General features: G+C 51.3%; 17 protein-coding genes. 3 read left to right on the forward strand and 14 right to left on the reverse strand.

What is annotated here, in order from left to right:
* Positions 1 to 101: 101 nt before the first annotated feature.
* The 6 genes from H6G45_RS16765 to H6G45_RS16790 form a co-directional block, all read right to left on the reverse strand.
* Complete coding sequence (locus H6G45_RS16765) at positions 102 to 686, reverse strand: Uma2 family endonuclease (RefSeq protein WP_347338288.1); 585 nt, start codon at positions 684 to 686, stop codon at positions 102 to 104.
* A 145-nt stretch (positions 687 to 831) separates the two neighbouring features.
* Positions 832 to 2,709 carry a molybdate ABC transporter permease subunit gene (gene modB, locus H6G45_RS16770; RefSeq protein ID WP_190599542.1) on the reverse strand — a complete coding sequence of 626 codons (1,878 nt, stop codon included), beginning with the start codon at positions 2,707 to 2,709 and terminating at the stop codon, positions 832 to 834.
* A gap of 38 nt (positions 2,710 to 2,747) precedes the next feature.
* Complete coding sequence (gene modA / locus H6G45_RS16775) at positions 2,748 to 3,569, reverse strand: molybdate ABC transporter substrate-binding protein (RefSeq protein WP_190599543.1); 822 nt, start codon at positions 3,567 to 3,569, stop codon at positions 2,748 to 2,750.
* A gap of 94 nt (positions 3,570 to 3,663) precedes the next feature.
* The gene (locus tag H6G45_RS16780) at positions 3,664 to 6,249 is read right to left on the reverse strand and encodes an O-antigen ligase family protein (protein WP_190599544.1); all 2,586 of its coding nucleotides are present in this window, start codon (positions 6,247 to 6,249) and stop codon (positions 3,664 to 3,666) included.
* Positions 6,250 to 6,589: 340 nt separating this feature from the next.
* Positions 6,590 to 7,522 carry a diguanylate cyclase gene (locus H6G45_RS16785; RefSeq protein WP_190599545.1) on the reverse strand — a complete coding sequence of 311 codons (933 nt, stop codon included), beginning with the start codon at positions 7,520 to 7,522 and terminating at the stop codon, positions 6,590 to 6,592.
* 148 nt (positions 7,523 to 7,670) lie between these two features.
* On the reverse strand, positions 7,671 to 7,790 hold the full coding sequence (locus H6G45_RS16790) for a photosystem II reaction center protein Ycf12 (protein ID WP_190599593.1): 120 nt from the start codon (positions 7,788 to 7,790) through the stop codon (positions 7,671 to 7,673).
* 142 nt (positions 7,791 to 7,932) lie between these two features.
* Here H6G45_RS16790 and H6G45_RS16795 point away from each other — a divergent pair, with 142 nt between their 5' ends.
* Positions 7,933 to 8,298, forward strand: a complete 366-nt coding sequence (locus tag H6G45_RS16795) for a YkgJ family cysteine cluster protein (protein ID WP_190599546.1) — start codon at positions 7,933 to 7,935, stop codon at positions 8,296 to 8,298.
* A gap of 6 nt (positions 8,299 to 8,304) precedes the next feature.
* Here the strand turns inward: H6G45_RS16795 and H6G45_RS16800 are convergent, their stop codons facing one another.
* A complete protein-coding gene (locus tag H6G45_RS16800; RefSeq protein WP_190599547.1) occupies positions 8,305 to 10,467 on the reverse strand; it encodes an HAD-IIB family hydrolase in 2,163 nt (720 codons plus the stop codon).
* A 135-nt stretch (positions 10,468 to 10,602) separates the two neighbouring features.
* Here H6G45_RS16800 and H6G45_RS16805 point away from each other — a divergent pair, with 135 nt between their 5' ends.
* Positions 10,603 to 11,163, forward strand: coding sequence for a hypothetical protein (locus H6G45_RS16805; protein WP_190599548.1), 561 nt, complete (start codon positions 10,603 to 10,605; stop codon positions 11,161 to 11,163).
* A gap of 67 nt (positions 11,164 to 11,230) precedes the next feature.
* Here the strand turns inward: H6G45_RS16805 and H6G45_RS16810 are convergent, their stop codons facing one another.
* From H6G45_RS16810 to H6G45_RS16840, 7 genes are all read right to left on the reverse strand, one after another.
* Positions 11,231 to 11,725, reverse strand: a complete 495-nt coding sequence (locus H6G45_RS16810; RefSeq protein ID WP_190599549.1) for a CheW domain-containing protein — start codon at positions 11,723 to 11,725, stop codon at positions 11,231 to 11,233.
* A gap of 34 nt (positions 11,726 to 11,759) precedes the next feature.
* Entirely contained in the window at positions 11,760 to 15,944 is a 4,185-nt protein-coding gene (locus H6G45_RS16815; protein ID WP_190599550.1) for an Hpt domain-containing protein, read from the reverse strand.
* Positions 15,945 to 15,960: 16 nt separating this feature from the next.
* Positions 15,961 to 16,461, reverse strand: coding sequence for a methyl-accepting chemotaxis protein (locus tag H6G45_RS16820; protein ID WP_228017328.1), 501 nt, complete (start codon positions 16,459 to 16,461; stop codon positions 15,961 to 15,963).
* Positions 16,462 to 16,509: 48 nt separating this feature from the next.
* A complete protein-coding gene (locus H6G45_RS16825; protein WP_190599551.1) occupies positions 16,510 to 19,500 on the reverse strand; it encodes a methyl-accepting chemotaxis protein in 2,991 nt (996 codons plus the stop codon).
* 264 nt (positions 19,501 to 19,764) lie between these two features.
* Entirely contained in the window at positions 19,765 to 20,343 is a 579-nt protein-coding gene (locus tag H6G45_RS16830; protein WP_242018218.1) for a chemotaxis protein CheW, read from the reverse strand.
* 136 nt (positions 20,344 to 20,479) lie between these two features.
* Complete coding sequence (locus H6G45_RS16835) at positions 20,480 to 20,839, reverse strand: response regulator (protein ID WP_190599552.1); 360 nt, start codon at positions 20,837 to 20,839, stop codon at positions 20,480 to 20,482.
* 137 nt (positions 20,840 to 20,976) lie between these two features.
* On the reverse strand, positions 20,977 to 22,185 hold the full coding sequence (locus H6G45_RS16840) for a response regulator (protein ID WP_190599553.1): 1,209 nt from the start codon (positions 22,183 to 22,185) through the stop codon (positions 20,977 to 20,979).
* A gap of 256 nt (positions 22,186 to 22,441) precedes the next feature.
* Between H6G45_RS16840 and H6G45_RS16845 the strand changes: the two genes are divergently transcribed.
* Positions 22,442 to 24,196 carry a M61 family metallopeptidase gene (locus H6G45_RS16845; protein ID WP_190599554.1) on the forward strand — a complete coding sequence of 585 codons (1,755 nt, stop codon included), beginning with the start codon at positions 22,442 to 22,444 and terminating at the stop codon, positions 24,194 to 24,196.
* The last annotated feature ends 10 nt before the right edge of the window (positions 24,197 to 24,206 follow it).

Here is a 24,206-nt window from a genome sequence, read left to right on the forward strand (position 1 = left end):
CCCTCAACCGGCTATGGCTTCCCGTCGTCAGCACCACCGCCGCCTTTATGCCCTTGAGTTTACTCTCCAGGTCTACTCCTACGAGTCCTCTTAAACTTTTGTCAGTCAATCAGGTCCAAGATAAACATTGGTAAAACATTTTCCCCTGATAAACTACTGGGATTATCGACTACTTCAACCCCTTGACCCTGACGATAAATTTCCACTTCTTTACTTTGTCGATTAATCAGCCAACCCAAACGCGTGCCATTTTCCAAATATTCTGCCATTTTTTCCTGTAGGGGCTTTAAACTGTCACTCGGCGATCGCAACTCAATCACGAAATCAGGACAAAGGGGCACAAACCCTTGTTTTTCCTCTGGCGTTAATGCTGTCCATTTTTCTAGGGAAATCCAGGCCGCATCGGGGGATCGATCCGCACCATTGGAGAGTTTAAAGCCCGTGGAAGAATCAAATGCAATGCCTAATCTGTTACTGCGACTCCAACCCTGAAGCTGATAAGCAATTTCAAGATTACGATTCCCAGTTTCTCCACCCGTAGGGGACATAATGATTAAATCTCCCTGATAAGTTCTCTCAAATCGTAAATCATTGTTACTTTGACAAAGTTTATAAAACTGCTCGTCGGATAATTTCAAAGAATCCATTTTAATCTTGAGCGGATTCATAATTGTTCTCCCAATCATCGGGGGGGGCAGGCATTGGTTTCTAGTTTAACATTGGAATTTTAGGGATGTTGTGTCCTCTTAAGATTTGATAATTTCAACGCAACATCAAACTTTTACATTGCAACACAAAAATATCTAAAAATTCCCATCAAACCATTTTTGCTCAACCGGGATGCAACAACATCAGTCGGCGGGGCTCCAGGCACACAGGCCAGGGCTGGGGACGCTGACGCAATATTTCCCATTTTTCTTTGAATACTTCTGCCTGTAGATGGTAATCATCGCCATTGAGGGGCGGCTTGCCCAACTTGAGATAGACAGTCATGCGATGGGGGGTTTCACTGGTCCACACCACCCAACCAGGAAAAGTATTGATGGGGGAATGCTCTTGATCAAAACTATCCAAAAATCTAATTTGATGGGCCCGGACGCCGATGTGGGTTTGGGAAGAAGAAACCGGTGCCATGGTTTGCAGTGTGCATTGCCAATCCAAGGCCCAGACAGTGTGGCGGTCAATGGGCTGAATGGGGGAATAGTTTTTACAGCCAGTCAGTTGGGCAATGGTGAGGGTATTGGGGTGGTCAAAGACGGCCTGCTTATCCCCCGTTGCCACCAGTTTGCCTTGATTGAGTACAAGTAATTTCTGACAAAGCCGATAGGCTTCTTCCAGGTTATGGCTGACAAATAGGGTAAATCCTTGGTAGCTGGCAAGGGTTTTCAGTAGTTGCTTTTCCATTTCATGGCGCAAATGGGTATCTAGGGCAGAAAAAGGCTCATCTAATAACAGTACGTCTGGCTCGGGAGCTAAGGCCCTGGCCAGGGCCACTCGCTGTTGCTGGCCGCCGGATAGCTGATGGGGATAACGATCGCCCATTTTTTCTAAATTTACTAAAAGTAATTGCTGCCTGACCCGGAGCGATCGCCGGTGGGCGGGGAGGTGCCGTAACCCAAACGCAATATTCTCGGCCACTGTCAGATGGGGAAACAGGGCGTAGTTTTGCAACACTAAACCAACTCTCCGTTCATGGCTGGGCACATTGATATTCCGTTGTGAATCAAACAGGGTGCGACCATTCAGGATAATCCTTCCTTGGGTCGGCGTTTCTACCCCCGCAAGGCAACGCAGTGTCATGCTTTTCCCGGAGCCCGATGCCCCCAACAATCCCACCGTTTCCCCCTGGGCGGTAAAGGCCACGTCTAGGGTAAATTGGGCTAATTGTTTTTGTAGTTTGACCTCAATCCCTGGGGCATTTTTTCGTTGCACTGGATAAGAAAAGGGAAGGCTTAGCCCTGGTTCTTGTTGTGAAACAGTCACCGCCTCGATGGATGGATGTGCCGACGGAGAAGAGGCGATCGCCGGGGAATGTCGGCCCTGAACCCTAGTTTCATAGTGGTTTTGCCACATATTGGCGGCCACAATACCGGACAGGGAAAGGGACAGAATGATGCTGACCCATAGCCAGGCCTCCTGCATGGCCCCCGCTTCCGTGGCAAAGTAAATCGCCATTGGGATGGTTTGGGTTTGACCAGGAATATTCCCCGCCAGCATCAGGGTGGCCCCAAATTCCCCTAGGGAACGGGCAAAGGCGAGGGTCGTACCAGCTACAATGCCGGGGATGGAAAGGGGCAGTAAAACCCGCCAAAAAATATATCTTTTCGAAGCCCCCAGGGTTTGGGCAACTTGCAAGAGATGGCGATCGACTTGCTCAAATGCTCCCAGGGCGGTTTTGTACATGAGGGGAAAAGAGACAACCGTTGCCGTTACCACTGCGGCATACCAGGTGAATACAATGGTGAAACCCAACTCGGCAGTTAGTTTTCCCACTGGGCCATTTTTCCCAAACAATAACAACAATAAAAAGCCGACGACCGTGGGGGGCAGGATTAAAGGGGCGATGAAAATGCTCTCTATCACTGATTTCCAAGGACTCTGGGTGCCCAGCATCCAATAGGCCGCCGTAATACCAAGGATAAATGTGGCGATCGTTGCCAAGCCTGCGGTTTTAAGGGAAATCCAGAGGGGAGTCAGTTCGGTGACCATCAAGGGGATATGGGGGACAGGTTGGAGGGGCAGGCAAATTATTGACCGGGGCCAAAACCATATTGACTAAAAGCATTCTGTGCCGCTGGACTGGCCAGAAATGCCGCATAGGTATGGGCCGCGTCTGGGTGGTCACTAGCCTTAATCACGGCGATCGGATAAACAATAGGAGCGTGTGAATTTGGGGGGGCCATGGTTACCGTCTTCACCCGTTTTGAAATTTGGGCATCGGTGGCATAGACAATCCCGGCATCGGCATTGCCACTCTCAACGGCACTGAGCACACTCCGCACAGAGTTGCCATAGACAAATTTAGGCTGTAACTGCGGCAATATGCCGAGGTTGAGGAACACTTCTTCCGCGTATTGTCCGGCCGGCACACTGCGGGGCTCCCCCATGGCAATACGCTTAACTGGGGCATCGGCCAGTTGATCAAACGTCTTAATATTCAGGGTGGAATTCTGGGGAACAATCAAAGCCAAACGATTGCTGAGCAAATTGCGACGGCTATCTTTGTCAATTAAATTCTTGGCTTCCAACCTATCCATTTGTTTGGCGGCGGCGGAGATAAATAGATCAACCTTGGCCCCCTGTTCAATTTGCTGTTGCAATGTGCCGGAAGCAGCAAAATTATAGTTCACCCCAATGTTTGGATGGGTCGATTCAAAGACGGGATCCAATGCTGCGATGGCATCCTGCAAACTGGCCGCCGCCGCCACAGTTAGGATAATGGGTTCCTTGGTTGATGGGATAAAACTTTCTGGACTGGGGGATGACTGATTCACTTTGCCCATTACCCCCACCGTCAATAAACCTACCAAAGCAAGGAGCCAAAACCAAGCCAGTTTATTTTGTTTCATTATTTTCCCACCTGATATTTTTCGGACTGGCCAATCCCTGGGTTAGCCACATAAAATTACGCTCAGTAAATTTTGCATCTCAAACCTATCTCTGCTAATCCTTGGCGATCGCCTGCCAGAGTTCTAACCGCAAAGGCTGGAGGGCATTGTCTAAGGCCGGGGCCAGGATGGGGGAAGGTAACATAAAGGGAAACCAAGTTACCAGGGGAAGATTTTCCGTTACTTGATAGAAATCGCTGGGGTTGGGGCCGTCAATGTGCCTTGAGTTGACCCCAAAACCTAATCTCTGACGACGGTACTGGAGTATGGGAGCGTAATCCGTCAACCAAGTGTAGAAGTCGGGGGCCTGTTGCAGGGAACCGAGGGTTTGTTGTAACAAGGGTTCTGGCATGGGGGTTCCATTAACCTGTAACCAAGCTTGATTGATTAATTCCCTAGCCTGGGCGGGGTTTTGCCAAGCTTGCACCACTTGGATGGCGACGTTACCTAAGGCGGGGAGATATTCCTCTAGTTGGGTCGGATTTTTGCTTAATCCCACCACGGCCTGGGCCTGGCGATCGCCAAATTGATTCAACTCTGCCTCTGCCTGGGAAAATTGTCCCAACCACCAATGGATTCCCCCCTGGATTTGCCCCAACAGTTTTTGGTAATCCCCATCATCGCCATGTTCTTGCCGCAGTTGACTGAGGGTAGACTGGATTTTTGCCATCAAGGGTGGGTAAAGCGGGGCAAAATTGGGATTGCGCCAGAGGGGATTGGTGATAAACAGAGGATCCCGCAGACATTCCAAACTAAAAGCTTCGATCGCCAAGTCTAACTTTTGTTGCACCAACAGGCTTAGTCCTAGACCGTAGAAAACCCCCCGCTTGGCCGGCACTAACTGGCTGGCGGTGGCAAAGGATTGACTAGCTTGGGGGGGGGCTTGGCCCAGGGCTAACCAGCCCAAATTGTTATGGGTAAATTCCTGGTGGGGAGAAGCTTCAATACTCCGCTCCAAGGCGGCGATCGCCCTATTGATCAATTCCTCCCGTTCCCCGGGATCGGCAGTGTTTAAAGCAATGTTGCCCAAATTCCAACCCAACTGAGTGGGGTAATAGGCTTCCCAGGGGGCAAGATTTTCCGCTTGGGTGAGGTATTGGGTGAAGGCCGGCACCTTTTCCGCCGCCAAAGCCCGGAAAGCCACTTCTGATAGTTGCCAAGCCCGCAAAATGGGAAATAACCACACGGCGATCGCCAAGAGGAAAGCAAGGCCAGCTAAAAAAACGGGGCGGGCAAAACGGCTAGGTTCTGGTATTACTGGATCGGGAGAGCAAAGCTGTAGTAAACAGGCAAAATAAATAATAATAATGCCGCTAATGCAAACATTGTCTAATTGATAGTCTGTCCAACTAGTCACCCCGTAGGCTACCAGGGCACTAGTGAGGGTCCAAATTAGAATTTTTACTGTGTTTAAATCAACGCTATTGTCCTTAGCGGTAACTAAATTCCTATTCATTAAACTGCGAATTAACTGCCAAATTAAACCAACGGTTAACAGTGAAGGAATTAATACGCCCCAAATTCCTAATTCCGCCAATAATTGGGCTGGGGTGGAGTGGAGCTGGTAAATAAATTCCGATTCCCGCCCGGCCCACACCGGTCGATAAAGTTGATATTGCAGGGGTACATTGCCCAGGCCAATGCCAGTCCAAGGATGGGCTGAACCCATGCGCCAACCAATTTCAAAATTAATTAAACGATAGGCGAACTGTCCCGCCCCTTGCCCTCCCATTATGCCGGTGAAACTAGTTAGTAAACGGTCATTGGTGCCGATAAAAATTCCCACCACGGCGATCGCCATACTGCTTAGACCCAACCACCAAAGCCAAGGCAACCTACGCAGTAAACCAACGCCAATAATAGCTAGTAGTAATAAGGTCGCCAAACCTAACAGGCCGCCCCGGGAGCTAGTGGTGTAAAAATCGATTAAACCCAGTGCTAAAGCCATGGCCCAAAACCAGCGTTTTTTGCCTTGATTGAGCCAAATTAAAACACTTAGCAGGGGCAAAATTAATACCAAGTAACCCGCCACGTAATTTTGGTGACCAATGGGGGCCCAATTTTGTAATTCCAATACCCCAAAGCTAAAGGTTTTAGTGAGGCCCATTTCCTTGGCGATCGCCGCCGATTGCCAGAACGGAATTAGGGTTTGAGTAAACCAAAGCAATAGGCTAATGACAATAAAAGCAAAGCCGACATAGCCCTGCCAAGTTAATAGTTTATTGATAGTTACCAGGGGTTGGGGTTGAATTTTTAGCCAACCTCGTAATCCATATAAACCGGCTAGAAAAGCTAGTAACGTCCAGCTATGCCAATGGGCCTGGGCAGGAAATTGGGCTGTCATGTTCCCCACCGCTACGGCGATCGCCAATGCCAACAGCAACCAGTCGAACCCCAGTCCGAGGGAAATTAAGCGTTTATTTTGCCCGATTTGCCACAGACACCACAGCACAGTCAACCAAAGCCAAGTTTGCCAAACAAAGACCCAGGGCCAACTCACCAACAAACTATTGCTATTGGGCAACAGGGTAAATAAGCCATAAAGTAATGCCGTCAATAGCCCCAACAATCGTCCTGGGTTACTAGAAGGGGGAGTGGATGAAGGGAGACTAACAGGAGGGGAAGGAGAATCGGCGGCCATGCTGGGCAATACTCACAGGAAAACACTTTCCCATTTTGCCCTCTTCTCAGAAAAAAACCGCCCCGGAGGACGGTAATCAGATTTTCGTGTGTGAGGAGGAAATCGCGTCGAGTTCTGCTTATTTCTTAACCTCACTGTATTTACGATTCTAAACTAAAATTTAGGGCCCTCCACTCACCCGATTGAGTGAATCGCTGGCGATCGCCATGGCGGTATGATCAAGCCCGGCCTAACGATTACAGCTCCGCCAATATCCGTGCCATTGTCAAAAATTTGTTGGCGATAGGGGAACCACTTGCCGATGGATGGGCGGTATGACAAGAAAAACGGTTTTGAGCACTTAAACTTTGACTTTTGTGCGGAACCGTCCCTGTTCGTGGGCGGCCGACTTCGCCATATCCACTGCGGCATGGAGCCCTTGTTGGGGGGAACGCTCTGCAATGCCCAGGTCCACAGTGATATTTCCCTGCTGGAAACCGAGGGCTAGTCTTTCTCGAATAAAATCCGCTTGGCTGATGTGGCACTCAATGCAAAGGATGGCAAATTGCCTGGCGCCAATGCGGGCACATAAATCCTCTTGACGGCAAATGGTACGAATAATTTTGGCGGCCTGGCCCATCAGGCGATCAACCTCTGCGGGGGGTCTTTGTCCTTCTTCTAGATCAACAATAATCACACTGACGGGAAAGCCAAATTTTTGGCAACGGGCTTCCTCGCTGGCCAATAACTTTTCCCAACCTAAGTGGCTGTAAAATCCAGTAACTTCATCCCGCTCTGTTAAAAATTGCTGTTGTTCCTCCCGTCGGGAAGCCATCTCTGCCTTCAGGAAAAAGTCCAGAATAGTGCTGAGTAATTTGGCAATCAATTCCACTAGGGGCAATTCATCGGCCAAGTTATCCGGTTGGGGTTGGGGATCAATGGCACAAAGGGTGCCAAACAGAGCACCGTTGCCGTAGGTGATGGGCACCCCCACATAGGCTCCAATGGGGACCTGTTGGGCGATAGGGGCGTTGCGATAAACCTCCACCAAATCAGATTGGGGAGCGATATGGGGTCCTTCTCCCCTCACCATACGGGAACAAAAGGAATCAGGCCAATGGAAAACATCCCCCTTTTGGACCCCATAGCCATGGTCCTCTGCCTGGAGCACAATCCAATCGTCCAACTCAGTGCGGGTAATCATCCACAGGGAAAGACCCATGCGCTGGTGCAAATAGGTCAACGCCGCCTGGGCCGCACTATCGAAGTCGGAAAAAGAGTGGGTGGTAAACATGGGTTGAAGTGTGCTGTAGAGTGCCGTAGATATGATCTATCTTTCTTTGGCTCTGGATGTCAATCTTGCTACCAACGGGGGCTTAGGTCACAAAACCTCCCCGAAGGAAGGTTTAGCACCACCTTGACCGAACTGGGTTTGGCTAAGCCTACAGGTCACCGCCCCGGAAAGCGAGCACAAAAACCACGGCGGGCCCAGCAATGACAATCAGCCCCAGAAAAGTCAACTGAAAAATAGGTTCTAAATTGAGTGCGGCAAATAATTCCATAATTTCTCCTGTTAAAAACTGCTGGCTAGACTCAACGTAAGCAAGGATAATAAAACCAATGTCTATAATAGCTGGGTTGGTTTCGTCCCCTGGACTTGCCGTCATAAAAATACATAAAGTTATGTGAAGAAGGAGACTGGCCATGGCAACTTGGTATTGCATGCAGGGGTGTGGCGCTTGTTGTAATCTCACCCCAGAGGACCGGCCGGAGTTGGCTGAGTATCTTACCCCGGAGGAGTTAACCCTTTACCTCAGCCTAGTGGGGGAGGATGGTTGGTGCATTAATTACAACCACGGCGATCGCCTCTGCGAAATTTATCCAGACCGGCCTAGTTTTTGCCGGGTGAAGCCGGATAATTTTGCCCGGATGTTTGCCATTGCCCCGGCGGAGTTCGACGAGTTTGCCAGCCATTGCTGTGAAGAACAGATTGAAGGGGTTTATGGCCCCCGGAGTGGGGAGTTAAAAAGCTATCAACAGGCATTGCCCGCCGTGGCAGAATCAATCTGAATCTGGTCAAACGGGGTCTAATAATTCAAAGAAGCGGTAATGGGCGAGACCGTCTAGAATGCCCGCAGCGTAACGTTTTTCAGAAAAATAAATTGGCTCAATTTCTCCTAGGTTAGAGAGTTCCTCGTGGTGACGGTTGGCGACAACGACGGAAAGGGTATTGCCCCGCATCATGTCCTCATCAGCCCCCGACCCCCCGGCGGTGAAAACGTGCTCCAGGGAAATGTTCCACTGTTGACTTAACCAGCGCACTGCGTAGCCTTTGGAAGCGCGGATGGGCAAAATATCCAGAAATTGGCCAAAGGAAATAATTGTGTTAACGGTCTGTTCCCCTTTATGCAACAGTTGCCGGATTTCTTCCAAACTGGGGGCGATCGCCCCGTCGTAGAAATAGCTAATTTTATAGGCACTCAGTTCTTCTTTAGGTTGGAGCGCCAAACCAGGCAATTCCCCCAAAAGGCGCATAATGGCGTTACGGTTCCACAAATAATCAATGTGATGACGCCAACTCTGGTCGGGGATCAAATCCGGGGAAGAATAAATTTCCGTCCCCATGCTGGTGATCAACATATCCGGTTGGGGAATGCGATACTCCCGCAAAATTTTCAACACGGAATCCAATCTTCTCCCAGTGGCAATGCAAAATCCGACATTTTTACGATGTTGATAAAGCACCTCCAGCAATTCGTCCAAAGTTTGGCGATCGCCTGGTAGTCCCCCCTCTAATGCCCCCAGTAGATTTTGGTCCAAACTGGTGACCAAGGCACCGTTATAGTACAAAGTCCGCCGCCGTTTTAGATCACTCCGTTTCAGGACGGAAGTCTGTTGCATTAGAGCATTAAGGGCATCCAAGTAACTGTCAACGTGGGAGTGCCAGGAATAGTGGCGCTTAACCCCCTCTAGACCCCTAGTGGATAAAATTCGCCATTGTTCGCTTTCGTTTAATACGCTCAATAATTTATTGACAATATCCGTCTCATCCAGAGGATTGATCAGATAACCGTTCCGACAGTTTTTGATGATATCCACCGGGCCACCATCCTCCGTGGCCAGAATGGGCACCCCACTGGCCGCTGCCTCAATCAGAGTTAAACCAAAGGGTTCTGTCAACGCCGGGTTGATAAATACCCCCTGGGACAAAGCGGTGAGGCGAAACAGATCGTACACATCTTCCGGGTGATTGTGCTTGGGGTAAGCCACTTTGCCATAGAGGTCGTAGCGGTCAATGGTCAACAGTAAGTCCGTCAACACTTCCCGGGGCCCCATATCCAAATCCGTAATATCATCCCGATTGCCCGCCACAATGACCAAATTAGCCCGGGCTTGCAACTCCGGTGACTGGCCATAGGCCTCGATCAACGTGTGGATATTCTTGCGGGGATCCGGTCGGGACAGGGCCAGAATGATGGGCTGACGGGGTTCGCGCAAAAATCGACATAGCTCGGTCACAATGGGGCTTTCCCACTCGTCTCCCTTGGGGGGATAAAACTTTTCCAGATCGGTGCCGGGGGGAATGACCAACATCTGGTCTGGTTGGTAATAGTCATACTGGGCATACTGTTCCGCAATTTCTTGATGGGTACTGGTAATCACCCTTGCCGCTGACCCTAGGGTTTCTTCCTCAGCGTTAATCCGTCGGGCCATGTTGTAACGACTTTCAATTTCGTCCGCTTTGATGCCGCTGAGCAGGAGACGGGTGCGCTTACTACGCCCCAGGGAGTGGCCTGTGTGTACCAAAGGAATGCCCAATTGGTGGGAAAGTCTGGTGCCCACATAACCGGCATCGGCATAGTGACTATGGATGACATCGGGTAATTCGGGCTGTTCTTTCAGATAGCCTAGGGCGTGGTCAGCAAAATTATCCAAATAATCCCAGAGCATTTCCTTGGCAATATATTCCTCCGGACCGCATTCAATCCGGACAATCTGGGCCCGATCGCCGATCTTTTCCCGAGGTTGGGCGTAGTCTTCATCTACCCTGGGGTCTTTTACCAAACGGGTCATTAAATCCACCCTAGCTACCTGGGGATTTTTAACTAAGGCCCGGGCCAGTTCCAGCACATATTTAGTTTGCCCACCGGTATCCGCGTCTCTGCCCAGTTCCAGATCCCCTCCCCGAATCAATCCATGAATGCTAATTAGTAAAATGTATTTTGATGAATAGCTCATAAGTCTTACAAGTTACTATAATCGATCACCAGCGATGCCACAGGTTACCATGGTGATGATTTTAACGGCTGAAACTAATTAACTTTTTCGGTTTGCCCTTGTTAGAATGCTCCCAATCTCTGTCTAAATTTGCCGATGACCTATGTTAACTGGTCGGCCCTGGCCGAAATTTCTGAGTTGGAACCCTATTTTGCTGAAGATTTTTCTGGCTTTCAGCAACAAATTGAACAACATTTGCCTGGATTGATGGCGATCGCCGAGGCAGAATTAGACAATTTAGCGGTTTTGCGGGTACTGGAAGTCTGTAATGGTTGTTTGCAGTGGGCTTTCCGTCGCCAGGACGAAGATTGTTTATCGGTGGAGCAAACTCGGGAATGTATGCAAACGGTAATTGGTTTTATTAAGGTTAAAAAAATTATCTGTCCCAGTGGCAAAATCATTACTTTTACGCCGGCGATCGAGCAATTAATGGAGGAGACAACCCAGCTTTATCGTCAGGCTTTCAAACAAAATAATCAAACCGCTAAACAGGAATACTACGCTTATTCCACAGCCCAATTCATTGCCTATGGTGGCGATCGCCTCGGCTGGGCCCAAGACCTAGTGGAAAAGGAATTTAGCTCTCTGTTCACTCCCCATTTTATCCTGCGGGGGAAAAGGTACATTGCTCCTTATCTACAGGCCATTACGCCCTAGGCTGTACTCCGATTAAATAATCAGACTAGGGGCATCATTTAGTTTCTTTGCCAATCCACTTTCCAATTCAAAGTAGGAGGTCGGGGTCGAGCAAAAAGACAGTCAGTTTTTCCGACTTTTCTTCCACCAACATTACATGGCTAGCAGATTGGAGCGTGTCATTTTGGCGATAGGAATCGGGCAATTGACGAATTTGTTGGGGCAACACATCCAGCAACGTGGGAGCTTTATTAACCAAGAGACAAAATTCTTCCCCACTCCGATTTTTAGTCAAGATAAAATACTGTTTTGTTTGGGCCGTCGGGGGCTGGGGCACCCCAAAAAAGCGACGATATAGGTCCACCATGGTGACAGAACGGTTTTCTAGGTTAACCAATCCTGTGGCCGACAGGCCAGTGCCATGGCTGGGGCCATGGGGCAAAATTTTTACCACCAGGGCAATGGGTAGGGCCAGGTTAAGTTTTCCCACAGCAAAAAGGAGAAACTTTTCCGGTCGAGCAGAGGGGGCAGAGGGCTGACCAACATGAACAGGGGCATCAACGGAAGATGAATAGGGCGCCATATTTTGCAAGCGGGAAAATGATAATTTTTAACTACTAACTGCTAACCGATACCTGACCAGCGGCCAGGAGTTCCTCCACCGCCCCAAGGAACTGTTGCTCAATGTAGGGCTTGGTGAAGTAGGCATTGGCCCCCAGGGTCTTGGCCAACTGTCTGTGTTTATCGCTGCCGCGGGAAGTGAGCATGGCCACTGGAATTTTGAGCAGTTCAGCATTGCGACGTCGTTGCCCAAGAAACTCAAAGCCATTGAGGTTGGGCATTTCCACATCACAAATAATCAAATCCACTTCCCCCGTTTGGGCTAGGGTCTTCAGGGCTTCCTGGCCATCCTTAGCCTGCATCACCCGATAACCAGACCGTTCTAGGGTGAAAGCCAGAGTCCGCCTCAGCGCCGCCGAATCATCCACCACCAAAATCGTTTTGGCCCTCCGCCCTGGGGTGGGGAGCGATTCTCCTCCTGCCTCCGCCATGGCCAAATTATCTGTGCCCTTTTGCCAATGCCATTCCAACAGCAGCGCTCCATTCACCACCGGAATTAAGGTGCCATCGGCCAAAATAGTGGCTCCATAAAGGTAAGAAGGGGCAGGCAACAGGGACGCAAAGGGTTTGATCACCAATTCCTGTTCCGTCACCAAGCGGTTCACCTCTAGGGCGTAATATTGCTGACCGAGCCGGAGTAACACCAGGGGCAAGTGCCAATTGTCCGGTTGGGGCACCGTGGTTAATAGCTTGCTGGTTTGTCGCTCCGATAAAGGACACTGATAGGGCAGTAATTGGGCCAAGGAATAAATCGGGATAGTCAATTGTTGCCAATGGAGAAAACGTTGCCCCCCACTAGTTTTGAGTTGTTCCGCCGTCGGCACCATCAATTCCGCCACACTATCAGAAGGAATGGCGATCGCCGTGAGGGCTCCCTGGTCCTGCCCCACCAAACACACCAACAACTTAGCAATGGTGAGGGTCAAGGGTAAACGCAAGGAAAACACTGTTCCCCGGCCGGGGCGAGAAGATACCACAATAGTTCCCTTCAGAGCCTGCAACTGTTGCCGCACTACATCCAGCCCCACCCCCCGGCCCGAAAGCTCGCTCACCTGGTCTGCCGTGGAAAAGTTTGGCTCAAAAATTAAATTATTAATCTGCTCTGTCCCCAACCGTTGCCCCTGTTCTTCGCTAATCAAGCCCCGTTCCACAGCCCGCCGGAGAATCTTATCTCGGTTGAGTCCACCCCCATCATCCCGCATTTCAATAATGGTCTGATTACCCTGGTGATAGGCATGGATCTCAATGGTGCCCGTGGCCGGTTTCCCCGCCGCCAAACGGGTATCAGTATCCTCAATGCCATGGTCAAAAGCATTACGGAGTAAATGGAGCAGGGGATCATAGAGCTTCTCCAGGGCCAAACGATCAACCAACACCCCCGTGCCATGGAGTTTGATCTGCACCGGCTTATTAAACTTACTGGCCATATCCCTGAGCAAACGGGGAAAACGCTGTAGAATTTCTCCCAGGGGTAGCATCCGGGCCCACATCAGCTCGTCCCGCAGGGAAAATAGCATCTGCTTTTGGGCATCCACTGTCTGATTGGCCGCCCTGGAAAATAGCACCACATCATCCACCGCCTCTTCTAACTGCATCATTTCTTCCAAAATTTCCTGCAACTGGGCCGAGAGGGTACCATAGGAATCCATCTCCAACGCATCAAAGGTGTGGTCTAGCCACCCCTGGGGTCGCGGCTGGGCCCGTAGCATAGTCTCCCTTTCCGGCCGGATGGCCAACTGGTCCGCCAACTGCCTCAACTTCAAAGCCATGGTTTGGAAGGTGCCGAAACGTTGCCCCAGGGCCCCCACCGCCGTTTGCAATTGCTGATTTTGCAAAGAGAGGCTATTGCGATTAATGGCCAATTCCCCCACCCAATTATTCATGCGCTCCAACCGCTGAAAATCCACCCGGATGGAAAGATTAGCCGGATTTTGCTCCCTCGGTACCGTCCGCCGTTCGGGGGTATGTTCCACCGGAGGAGTTGGGATTTCTGCCTTAGGAGTTGGCACTGGAGCCGGAGCCAGGGGAGGGAAAGAATCAAAAACCTCTTCCACCGCCTGCACTAAAGATAAAGTTTCCCCAGAAGGGTCCACTTCCTCCACGGCAGGGACTGGGTTCTCCACCACTACATCAGCAGTCAACCCGCCAAAAACTTCCTCCAGGGAAGGGGGGGGCTCCACTGTTTCAGGCTCCATGGGAGTTTGCTCCAGGGTAGGGAAAGCCTCTGGCTCAGGCTGGGGTTGCCATGGCCCAGTCATGGGCGTAGTGGGGGGAGATGGTTCTTCCTCTACCTCGTCCTCATCATCGCCAAAAAATAGATCCCCCAATACCGGAGCCGGAGCCGAAGTCAGTTGGGGCCGGGGTTCTACCGGAGGAACAAGCCTTTGCCCCAGAGCTAAAAGTTCGGCACTTGCTTCTCCTCCCCGTTGGCGATCGCCGTTTTCCAGCACTTGCTGAGCACCGGCCTGCCAATCAGTCAAAGCTTGGGTGGCAATGGTAGACAATTGCTCCGGGTTGGCCGTCAGGGCCTGCTGCACCGCTACACAAATATCTTGGAACCCCGATAAATTAAGAATTTCCGCCAGTCCCAGGAAAATTTCCGTTTGGCTAGTCAAGGCCTCCCGCAACGATTCCGTCCCCTGCTGTTGGGCCGCCGCCACCGCTGCCATGCCCTCGGCAATGTCCACTTCAAATACCGACGCCACCACATCCACCCCTAGGTCAGCGGAGCTGGGCAAAAACTGTTCCCCTGCGGCCAAATGGGGACCCAGCCGTTGCTCTAGGTTAATAATGGGCCCCTGAGCACTCTGCCAAGCCGTTTCTGGGTCGTAGTACCCCTGGTCAATCTGTTGCTCCAACGGGTTCCGCAGGCAGTCAAATCCTTGCAATAAGAGGGTTTCCATGGTTTGGTCTATGGCCACCTCTTCGTTATAAAGCGCCTTAAAAATATCCTCCAGCCGATGGGCGATCTGTTTGATGGTTTCCAGCCCTACACTGGCCGCTCCCCCCTTGAGGGAATGGGCCGCCCGCATAATGCCATGGACCACCGCCGCTGACCGGTCTTGCCCAATGGTCAATAGCCCCGTTTCTATTTCCTGCAACAGGGTGGGCGCTTCCTCAATGAAAAATCGGTAGGCCGGTTCCTCCAGGTTCACCCTTTCTGGCCCCAAGTTGGGTTGGCGATCGCTGGCGGGAATTGCCCCTTCTCCGGACTGGACCAGCATTGCCGTCGGCTCTTCCTCCCATTCCGCAAACACATTTTCCTCCGCTGTGCTGATAGCGGTGGGGATTTCCCCCAGCTCTGGAAAGTCCATGCCCAAAAATTCTTCCCCGGCCTTGAAACCCCCAAACACGTCTTCCAACCCCGCCATGGCCTCCTGGTCCCCTTCCCCCGGCCCCCGCACCAACGCCACCAAGGCTTCACTGGGTTCTCCCCCCCGTTGGCGATCGCCCTTTTCCAACACTTGTCCACAGCTATGCTGCCAATTCTCCAGCGCTACCCGCGCCAATTCCCCCATGGGCACCCCAGGATTCCCCAAACCCTGGGCCACCAGGTCGGTAATTTCCCTAAACCCAGGCAAATTTAAAATTTCCGCCAGCCCAGCAAAAATTTCTGTTTGCGTCCCCAACGTTGCCCGCAATGTTTCCTGGTCTCTCCCCGCTAACGCAGTGCTAATCTCCGTCAATCCCTGGGCAACATCCACCTCAAACAACGACGCCACAATGTCCACCCCCAAATCCGCCGAGCTGGGCAAAAACTGTTCCCCCGCCGCCAGATGCTCCCCCAACTGTTCCTCAATGGCCGCAATCACCGGCAACCCTTGCTCCAAAACCTCACTATGGTCCAACTGCCCCGTTTCAATCTGGGTGGTGAGGGCTTGTTTCAGGTGGTCAAACCCTGCCAATAGCAGTCCCTCCATGGTTTCATCCACCACCACCGCATCGTTATACAACGCCTTGAAAATATCCTCCAGTCGGTGGGCTAACTCCTCAATGGCCGGCAGTTGCACACTGGCCGCTCCCCCCTTAATGGAATGGGCTGCCCGCATAATGCCATGGATCTGGGCTGGTGTTCTCTCCCCCCTCAACTCCAGCAAGCTCATTTCAATCACACTGAGCAATTCCGGTGCTTCTTCAATGAAAAACTGGTAGGCGTGGTCACGGATATCGGAGTTGAGCATGGAGGCAATGGGGGTGTTAGGAGTGGGGCAAAAGGGTGGCAGCTAGCTGTTGCCAATACTGCTGATTGGTTTCCAGTTGCTGGTTATGGCTATTCAGTTGCTGGTTGCTGGCCTTGATGCTGCTGGTCAATTCCCTCGCCTGGGACTGGATGGTCACAATTAAGGCTTCCATGGCCGCCGTTGCCTCCGCCGATTGGGCCGCCAAGCTCCGCACTTCGTCCGCAATGACCGAAAAGCCCCTACCTTCTTCCCCGGCCCGGGCCGCTTCAATAGATGCTTTCAGCGCCAACAGATGGGTCTGGGCCGCAAATTGTCGAATCAAGTTAATCGCATTGGCAATTTCCTGGGTGGAACTATCCAGATTTTCCAGTTGTTCCCCCGTGGTGGCCATGGTTGACCGCACACTACGCATGGTCTGCAGGCTCTCCGCTTGCCCCTGGCTAATCTGCCCGGACAGCACAGCCCGCTGGTCCTTTGATGGTTGGTTCTCGCTCGCAATGGTGGGCATATCAGGCATAGCAATTGTCAGGTATGGGTTTTATGGGTTCGTTATCCGTCGGTCAAATCATTGCACTTTGAATTGTTTGACCGCCTCTTGCAATGACTGGGCCACCGCCAACAGCTCTTTAAAAGTGGCAGATACGCCACTGGCTTCGCTGGAGTTTTTGTCCGCAATCTGGGCCACCAGGGCCATGGTTTGAGTCACCGATTCACTGGTTTGGGACTGTTCAATGGCCGCTGAGGTGATAGCTTCCACCAAGCCACTAATCTGGGCACTCACCGCCGTGATTTGGTTCAAGCTCCGCCTTGTTTCTTCCACCAGTTTGGTACCTGCCACTACCTGTTCGGTGCCCGCTTCCATGGCATTCACCACTTCATTCGTTTCCGCCTGAATTGTAGCCACCAGTTGGGAAATTTCCGCCGTTGCTTCTGCTGATTGCCTTGCCAGGGAACGCACTTCATCGGCTACCACAGCAAACCCCCGCCCCTCTTCACCGGCATGGGCTGCTTCGATGGCGGCATTGAGGGCTAGGAGGTTGGTTTGGTCGGCAAAGCTACCGATTAGGTTCACCACTTTGGAAATTTTTTGGGATGATTCCCCCAACCGTTTCACCTGCTTGGCGGTGGCGGCCACTGTCTCCCGAATTGCCATAATCCCATCCACAGTGCGGTTCATGGCATCTTCCCCTTGGTCTACGGTTTGGGTCGCCCGTTGTACCGCCGATTCTGCTTGGGCAGCATTTTCTGCCACTGCTTGGATGGATTTATTCATGGCCTGCAGTCGTTCCAGGGCTTCCGCCACATCTGAGGCCTGTCGGTTGGCTTGCTGGGCTAGTTGCCGCACTGCCACTTCGTTAGTGTCAGTAGTCTCGGTAAATTGACTGGCGGCGGTTTGAACTTGGGTCACAATGCGCCGCAGGCTTTCAATGGTTGCATTGTAGGAATCGGCGATCGTGCCAATTTCGTCCTCGGTGACGTGGGCCCGGATGGTTAAGTCGCCCCGGCTGACGGGGTCCACTTCCATTAGCAATTCCAAGGCCCGCTTTTGCATTTTTTCGCGCATTTGCCGTTGTTCTACTTCGGCTATTTTTTGTTGGGCTAGTAGGTCGGAGCGTTCTAGGGCTAACCCCACCTGCACGGTCAATTGGCCAAATAAATCGATTTCATTTTGGTGCCAGTCCCTGGGCCCGGAGCATTGGTGGGCAATGAGTAGTCCGAGCAGGTTGCCTTTGTAATTGATGGGAGCGACTAAGTTAGCTTTGACTTCAAAGGGTTTGAGTTGGCCAATGTGGCAAGGAGTTAAGCCAGCGTTGTAAATATCCCTGGTGGCCTGGATGCGTCCCGAACGGTATTTTTCCACATAACTATCAGCAAAGCAGGGGTCGGCAATGGTGGCTCCTAGGGCTTTGGGATATCCTTCTGCCACGGATTCCACAATTACTGTGCCGGCCCAGGTGGCATCGAATCGATAGACAATCACCCGATCCGCTTTGAGCGCGAGGCGGATTGCTTGGGCGGCGATGTCAAAAACCTGCTCGCTGTTGATGGCGGCGGAAATTTTTAGGGTCAATTCTTTGAGGATTTGGGCTTGTTGGGCGCTCTCGTTACGTTCCTGGATCAGGTTGGCCCGGTCCAAAGTGGTCTGTAGTTCTTCGGTTAACTGTTGGAGAAATTGTCTTTCCCTCATTTCCCACTGGTGGGGACGTTGGCAATGGTGAGCCATGAGCAGTCCGAGGGGGTAGTTATCCCGGTAGAGGGGCACTGTCAAGCTCGCTTTGACTTGGTGTTGCTCTAACCATTGGCGGTGGCTGCTACTGATACTGGCGCTGTCAGTGTCGTTGATGGCGACGATCTGGGAAGGAATATCTTCCTGGGCCCAGGGATGGGGGTCTTTGTTGTCAATTAAACCTTGGGTGGCCAAGTCCAAAGCCTGTACTACCATGGCTTCCGACTGATAGCGGGGATGGTAGTAAAACACTAACCGCTCACAACCAAACAGGGCCCTGGCTTGGTCGAGATTTTTCTGAATTACGCCTTGGATTTCGTCAATGTCGGAAAGATTGGCCCGGGAAAGTTCAGTCAATAGTTCTGATTGTTTGAGGGATAAATCCTGCTGGTGGCGCAATTTTTGAACCTGGGCACTGAGGGCATCAATGGTTTGGTCGGCGATCGCCAATTCATCACCGGCCATGGCCGGGGGTTGGTCTAGATTCCGGTGGGAATACTTTGCTTTCGATGCCAGGGCAGTTTGGGCTTTGGTATTTTCCCCCACCATCCAATAGGCCACGAAGGCTGCCCCCACAGCAGTCACCAGTAGCCCGATCAAAATCTGGTCGCGGATTTGTTTAGTAGTGGATTCCTTCACCTGTTCTTCCATGGGAGGAACCTGGAGCCGGTCCACGCTGCTGAGATTTAGCCCCCCAATCACCCCGGCAGGGACCAGGCCAATTAACAGAGCTATCAACACCGCCTTATTGCGGAGGGAAAGTCCCCCACCTTGGGCAGATGGCTGGGTTGGAGTAGACGTCGGGCTCAAACTATCTGGGTCGGCGATCGCCATGAGGGGAGCCAGGGGTTGCATGGGGGGTAACTCCACTTTGGGCAAATTGATCGGGGACGGTGGGGTCAACTCCGCTGCCGATTGGGTCAGGGCCGCCAGGGCGTCGGTGTCAATGACTGGGTTGGAGCTAGTGGCAACACCTTCTAGAGCGGCGCTTTCTTCCACCAAGGCCTGGGCCATGAACTGGGCCCCATCTACCCCCGGTTCCTCAGCTAACTTTTCTAGGGAAACCAACGTCTCTGCCTCAGTTCCACGGTCTGCATCGTCACCATTAATGCCATTTTCCTTCCCATCCACGAACCAATCCAGGGCATCCGCCGCCTCCTTTTCGTCCTCACCATCGACGGCGGTAAAAGCACCGCTATTTCCTGGCAATTCATCCTGGGCTTCGGAGGTTTCCGTCAACTCAGCAAAGAGGACATCATCAAGGGGCTCACCACTGCCTAAGGGTTGGACAGCATCAGGGCGGCGATCGGAGGAAGGAGTTTGGGTCATGGTTAGAATTTACCAGTTAGGTAAAATGGGCGGAAAAGGGGCGACATCAGTACCTCCAGCAAAGCAATTAAGCTTGGGCTGAAGGAGCCACCTTAAAGTCTAAGAAGAGAGATACAAGCACTAAAAACAAAACCGTAATTGTTTCATTCCTAGTTAGCTTGCTGATTGAGCTAAAATTCCAGTCAAAAGTGTAGAAAATTTAGCCAATAGTTAGCAAATTGATCGATTGATTCGTTTAACAAATTCAATAAAAATCAATAAAAGTTAATTGGGCGTAACCTGGGTGGTGGCCATGAGGCGGCCCACTATGGCCTGGGCATCCAATACCACATACATCGCCCCTGGGGAGCTGACCCAAAATCCCCGCACATAGGGTGCAAGGTCAGAACTAATGCTGGCGGCGGGGGGAGATTGGATTTGATCCGTTTCACACCAGGTAATGTCCTTCACCTCTGTGACCACCAGTCCCAACATCTGACTGCGTTGACCTGGCGATCGCCTGCCTCCGCTGGGATCAAGGTCGAAGGGTACACCTCCATTTAAAATAATAACCCGATAGTTGGTACGGGAACCGGATTGGAGATGCCAAGGAGTTAGCCCCAAAAAGGCGCCAAAATCAATCACCCAGAGCACTTCTCCCCGCCAATTATGGACCCCCATAGTCCAAGGAGGCATGTGGGGGATGGGGGTAATCTGCCCCAGGGGCACCGTCAGAATCTCCGTTAACTGGAACAGAGGCAAAATCAAGTTGGTGTCTGGTTCAAGTACAAATTGTAAAAACTGCTGGCGGGGGACTTGGATGTCACCCAGCATGGCATTGGAGGAAAAGGTGTTGGCTGGCAAAACAGTTGCTCCTAGAAATTGCCCCAGGGGGACCGGAAAAATCAACAGGCTTTAGTAATAGATAATTTGCCCATCGGCTGAGGGAATTAATTGGTTAGCCGGAGAAAATTAACGGGAAAGCATCGCGTGGGAAAGTTTAAATAAATTGTTTGATTACTGTGTTGAACTCCTCCTGATCAATGGGTTTAGTAATATAGGCATCCGCCCCTTGGCGTTTGCCCCAAAATTTATCCATATCCGTGGCCTTAGTGGAACAGAGGATGACTGGAATACTTTTAGTTTGGTCTTTGTCTTTCAATTCTCGACAAATTTCAAAACCACTGCGCCCCGGCAGCACAATATCCAAAATAATGACGTCGGGCACTGCCTGGGACAATTTTTCCAAGGCTTCTTCGCCACTGATGGCGGTGGTGACGTTAATGCCTAACTTCTGACAAAAATCACTGATAATTGAACGTTCTGTGGAGGAATCGTCAATAATAAGTGCGCTGCCCATAATGTTGCCTCGGTGCTTGATTAATCGAAAAGTGAACAATAAATAGTAAACAGTTATAAATCCTAAACCAAACCGCAAAAGTATTGGCTCAGAATTAAGACAGACTCCGCAATTTTTCAGAGCTGCCTCTGGTCAAGTTATTCCGCTGGCACCGATGCCTGCTCTTGAAGGTGTTTTTTGATAGTTTGCAGAACCATGTCGGGGTTGACGGGCTTACTCAAAAAATCGGTGGAGCCGACCATTTTGGCCCGCACCCGATCAACAATGCCGTCATTGCCGGTAAGGATGACAATGGGAGTACTTTTGAAAATGGATAATTTACGCAACTGTCCACAAATTTCGTAGCCGTTAGCATTGGGCATCACCAAATCGAGGAAAATTAAATCCGGTTTACGGGCTAAAAGAATGGCGATCGCCCGCAGCGGATCATTAACTCCCACAAACCGATAACCGGCTGTGGTGAGGATTTTTTCCATGGTCTGACAAATCAGGGGACTGTCATCCACACAGGCGATCAGGGGGCCACTGGGCCCATCGGGCTGGGCCACCACTCCCCGCACTGGCGGAGCAATGGGCGGCGGCAAATCGGGAATTTTAATTAACTCCACCAATCCCAACTGCAGATAGGGTAATAGGGAAGTGGTTACACTCAGCACATCCCGCTTCATACGCACCGACAAATCCCGTAGGGACTGATTCCCGTCCAGCAATTGCTTGAGGGTTTGGTACACCTGGGGAGTGGTGCGTTGTTGCAACTGTTCCGCCTGGCGAATGATGGGGGCGGCATTGGGGGAGCGGTCCGCAATCTTGGCCCCCTGCCATTTGCTCCATAACTGTTGGGACTCGGCAATCATCTGGTCTGCGTCAATCAACACCAACCTTGTGGAAAGCAAATTATCCTGGCGCAGATCACAGGCCACCTCCATGGATTGGGTAATGTCGAACAATACTTCTACCACCGTGGCCCGAATGAGTCGGGCGGCCTGTTCCCTCGTGACCTTCTGTTGGGCTACCCAGTGGCAGAGCAGTTGGTACTCCCAGCAAATTTGTAAATCCTGGGGATCAATGCTAGCTAAATCTGTTTGCACAGAGGCTAAGTTAGCAGCAATTTGAGGCAGGTAAGAAGCAATTTGCCGACGCCAACGCCGGACAGCATGACGCCCTCCGGTGGCATACATAATGCGGCCTAGATAAAGATAGAACGACCACTGTTCCCCCGTTGCAGTGGAAAGGATTAGTTGCCCGCTAAAACGGGGTTGCTTCAGCCCATCGAAGAAACTGGCCTGTCGGGAGGCGGTGAATTCTTGAATTGGAACTGAGTGGGAGGAGGGAGTGGGAGCTGTCATTTAATCAAAGGGGGAGGCAGGTCAACAGCAGGATGGAGGGGGGGGGCATACTTATAGCTTGCCCTGAAAGGGGTGTGGATCGCCAAAGTACGCAAGAAAACTTCATCGACCTTACCGGGCCGACTTTGGCAAAAGCTTTTGTATTAGCCATTATCGCACAATCTTAAATGGGATTACCAGAATTGATCCCTGCCATCAACGGCATAAATGCGGTACAAAAAAGAGACAATTGCTAAGGCAAACTTCCCCAGACACCATGATCCCAGCTTCCCTTCGTCTGCACTACCAAGTGGCGATGCCAACTCCCCAGACCCACTACTTTTCCGTGGATTTCCACATTCAAGGTTTCACTGCTTCTGTACTAGAACTGAAATTTCCCGTCTGGACACCGGGGTCCTATCTGGTAAGGGAATATGAGCGCCATTTGCAGGACTTCCAAGCCCGGAGTCTAACCGGTGGTGAATACTTGGAACACCAAAAATTGGGTAAGGCCCATTGGGCCATTGCCTGTGGAGAGGAAGAAAATATTGCCATTTCCTATCGCATTTATGCCGATGAATTAACCGTCAGAACCAATCATTTGGACTATAGTCATGGTTTCTTCACCGGGGCGGCATTGTTTTTCTACCTGCCAGGACACACCGATGTCCCCCTAACCTTAATCGTTGTTCCCCCCGAACCGACTTGGGCGATCGCCACGGCCCTGCCCTGTAAGGCAACGGATTTGGCTACGGGGGCAAAAACCTTCCATGCCCAGAATTTTGACACGTTGGTGGATAGCCCGGTGGAAGTGGGTATCCATCAGGATTATGCCTTTGAAGTCCAGGGGAAGGAGCACCATTTTGTAGTCTGGGGCGAAAGCAACTTAGATGGGGAGCAGTTGGTCAAAGATACCCAGAAAATTATTGCCGCGGAAGTGGACCTGTTTGGGACATTGCCCTACGACCATTATTGGTTTTTGCTCCACACATCCAACCAGGGCTATGGCGGTTTAGAGCATAAAGATTCCTGTGTGTTGAACTATGACCGCTTTGGTTTTCGGGATCCGGAAAAATATCAACGGTTTTTGCAACTGGTGGCCCACGAATTTTTTCATCTTTGGAACATCAAGCGCATTCGTCCCCAGGCCCTGGAGCAATTTGATTACGACCAGGAAAATTACACGCCTTCCCTCTGGTTTTCCGAAGGCACCACCAGTTACTACGACCTGCTCATTCCCCTCCGGGCCGGACTGTACGATCGCCAGACCTATTTAAAAAATTTGGGCAAAGAAATCACCCGCTACCTGACTACCCCAGGGCGTTTGGTGCAACCCCTAGCCGAATCTAGTTTTGACGCCTGGATCAAACTCTATCGTCGGGATGCCAATGGCGATAACAGCCAGATGTCCTATTACTTGAAGGGGGAATTGGTGACTTTGATGCTGGATTTGCTCATTCGGGAACGACACCAAAATCAACGTTCCTTTGATGACGTTTTACAGACCATGTGGTATGTGTTTGGCCGGGAAGAAATTGGTTTTACCCCAGCACAATTGCAAGCAGTGATTACTAAAGTAGCGGACACGGACTTAACCGAATTTTTCCACACCTATCTCCACACCACGGCGGAACTTCCCCTCAACGATTACCTGCAACCCTTTGGTCTGTGTATTAAACCGGTGCAGGAAGATTTACCCCCCTATTTGGGCATTAAGGTGAAATCGGAGGCTGGCCAGGAAAAAATCACCTTTGTGGCTGCCCATTCTCCCGCCGCCATGGCTGGCATTAGCCCCCAGGATTTGTTGCTGGCGATCGATGGTGTACGGGTTGGGGCCGAACAGCTTTCCCTACGGCTGAAAGACTACCAAGCCAATGATATGATTCAGTTAACGGTGTTTCATCAGGATCTTTTGCGGACGGTGGATGTGGTGCTGGCATCTCCCCAAGCAAACCGTTATGAAGTGGTGCCCATGGCCGACCCCTCGGACAGCCAACTTCAAAATCTGGCGGGCTGGCTGGGTGAATCCTAATGCCCTGGAA

The sequence above is a fragment of the Synechocystis sp. FACHB-383 genome (genome assembly GCF_014698605.1).
Lineage (GTDB): Bacteria > Cyanobacteriota > Cyanobacteriia > Cyanobacteriales > Microcystaceae > Synechocystis > Synechocystis salina.

Excerpts from the sequence above, each read along its gene's own strand:
- H6G45_RS16765 (WP_347338288.1), bottom strand. The coding sequence starts at position 686 with ATGATTGGGAGAACAATTATGAATCCGCTCAAGATTAAAATGGATTCT.
- modB (WP_190599542.1), bottom strand. The coding sequence starts at position 2,709 with ATGGTCACCGAACTGACTCCCCTCTGGATTTCCCTTAAAACCGCAGGC.
- modA (WP_190599543.1), bottom strand. The coding sequence starts at position 3,569 with ATGAAACAAAATAAACTGGCTTGGTTTTGGCTCCTTGCTTTGGTAGGT.
- H6G45_RS16780 (WP_190599544.1), bottom strand. The coding sequence starts at position 6,249 with ATGGCCGCCGATTCTCCTTCCCCTCCTGTTAGTCTCCCTTCATCCACT.
- H6G45_RS16785 (WP_190599545.1), bottom strand. The coding sequence starts at position 7,522 with ATGTTTACCACCCACTCTTTTTCCGACTTCGATAGTGCGGCCCAGGCG.
- H6G45_RS16790 (WP_190599593.1), bottom strand. The coding sequence starts at position 7,790 with ATGGAATTATTTGCCGCACTCAATTTAGAACCTATTTTTCAGTTGACT.
- H6G45_RS16795 (WP_190599546.1), top strand. The coding sequence starts at position 7,933 with ATGGCAACTTGGTATTGCATGCAGGGGTGTGGCGCTTGTTGTAATCTC.
- H6G45_RS16800 (WP_190599547.1), bottom strand. The coding sequence starts at position 10,467 with ATGAGCTATTCATCAAAATACATTTTACTAATTAGCATTCATGGATTG.
- H6G45_RS16805 (WP_190599548.1), top strand. The coding sequence starts at position 10,603 with ATGACCTATGTTAACTGGTCGGCCCTGGCCGAAATTTCTGAGTTGGAA.
- H6G45_RS16810 (WP_190599549.1), bottom strand. The coding sequence starts at position 11,725 with ATGGCGCCCTATTCATCTTCCGTTGATGCCCCTGTTCATGTTGGTCAG.
- H6G45_RS16815 (WP_190599550.1), bottom strand. The coding sequence starts at position 15,944 with ATGCTCAACTCCGATATCCGTGACCACGCCTACCAGTTTTTCATTGAA.
- H6G45_RS16820 (WP_228017328.1), bottom strand. The coding sequence starts at position 16,461 with ATGCCTGATATGCCCACCATTGCGAGCGAGAACCAACCATCAAAGGAC.
- H6G45_RS16825 (WP_190599551.1), bottom strand. The coding sequence starts at position 19,500 with ATGACCCAAACTCCTTCCTCCGATCGCCGCCCTGATGCTGTCCAACCC.
- H6G45_RS16835 (WP_190599552.1), bottom strand. The coding sequence starts at position 20,839 with ATGGGCAGCGCACTTATTATTGACGATTCCTCCACAGAACGTTCAATT.
- H6G45_RS16840 (WP_190599553.1), bottom strand. The coding sequence starts at position 22,185 with ATGACAGCTCCCACTCCCTCCTCCCACTCAGTTCCAATTCAAGAATTC.
- H6G45_RS16845 (WP_190599554.1), top strand. The coding sequence starts at position 22,442 with ATGATCCCAGCTTCCCTTCGTCTGCACTACCAAGTGGCGATGCCAACT.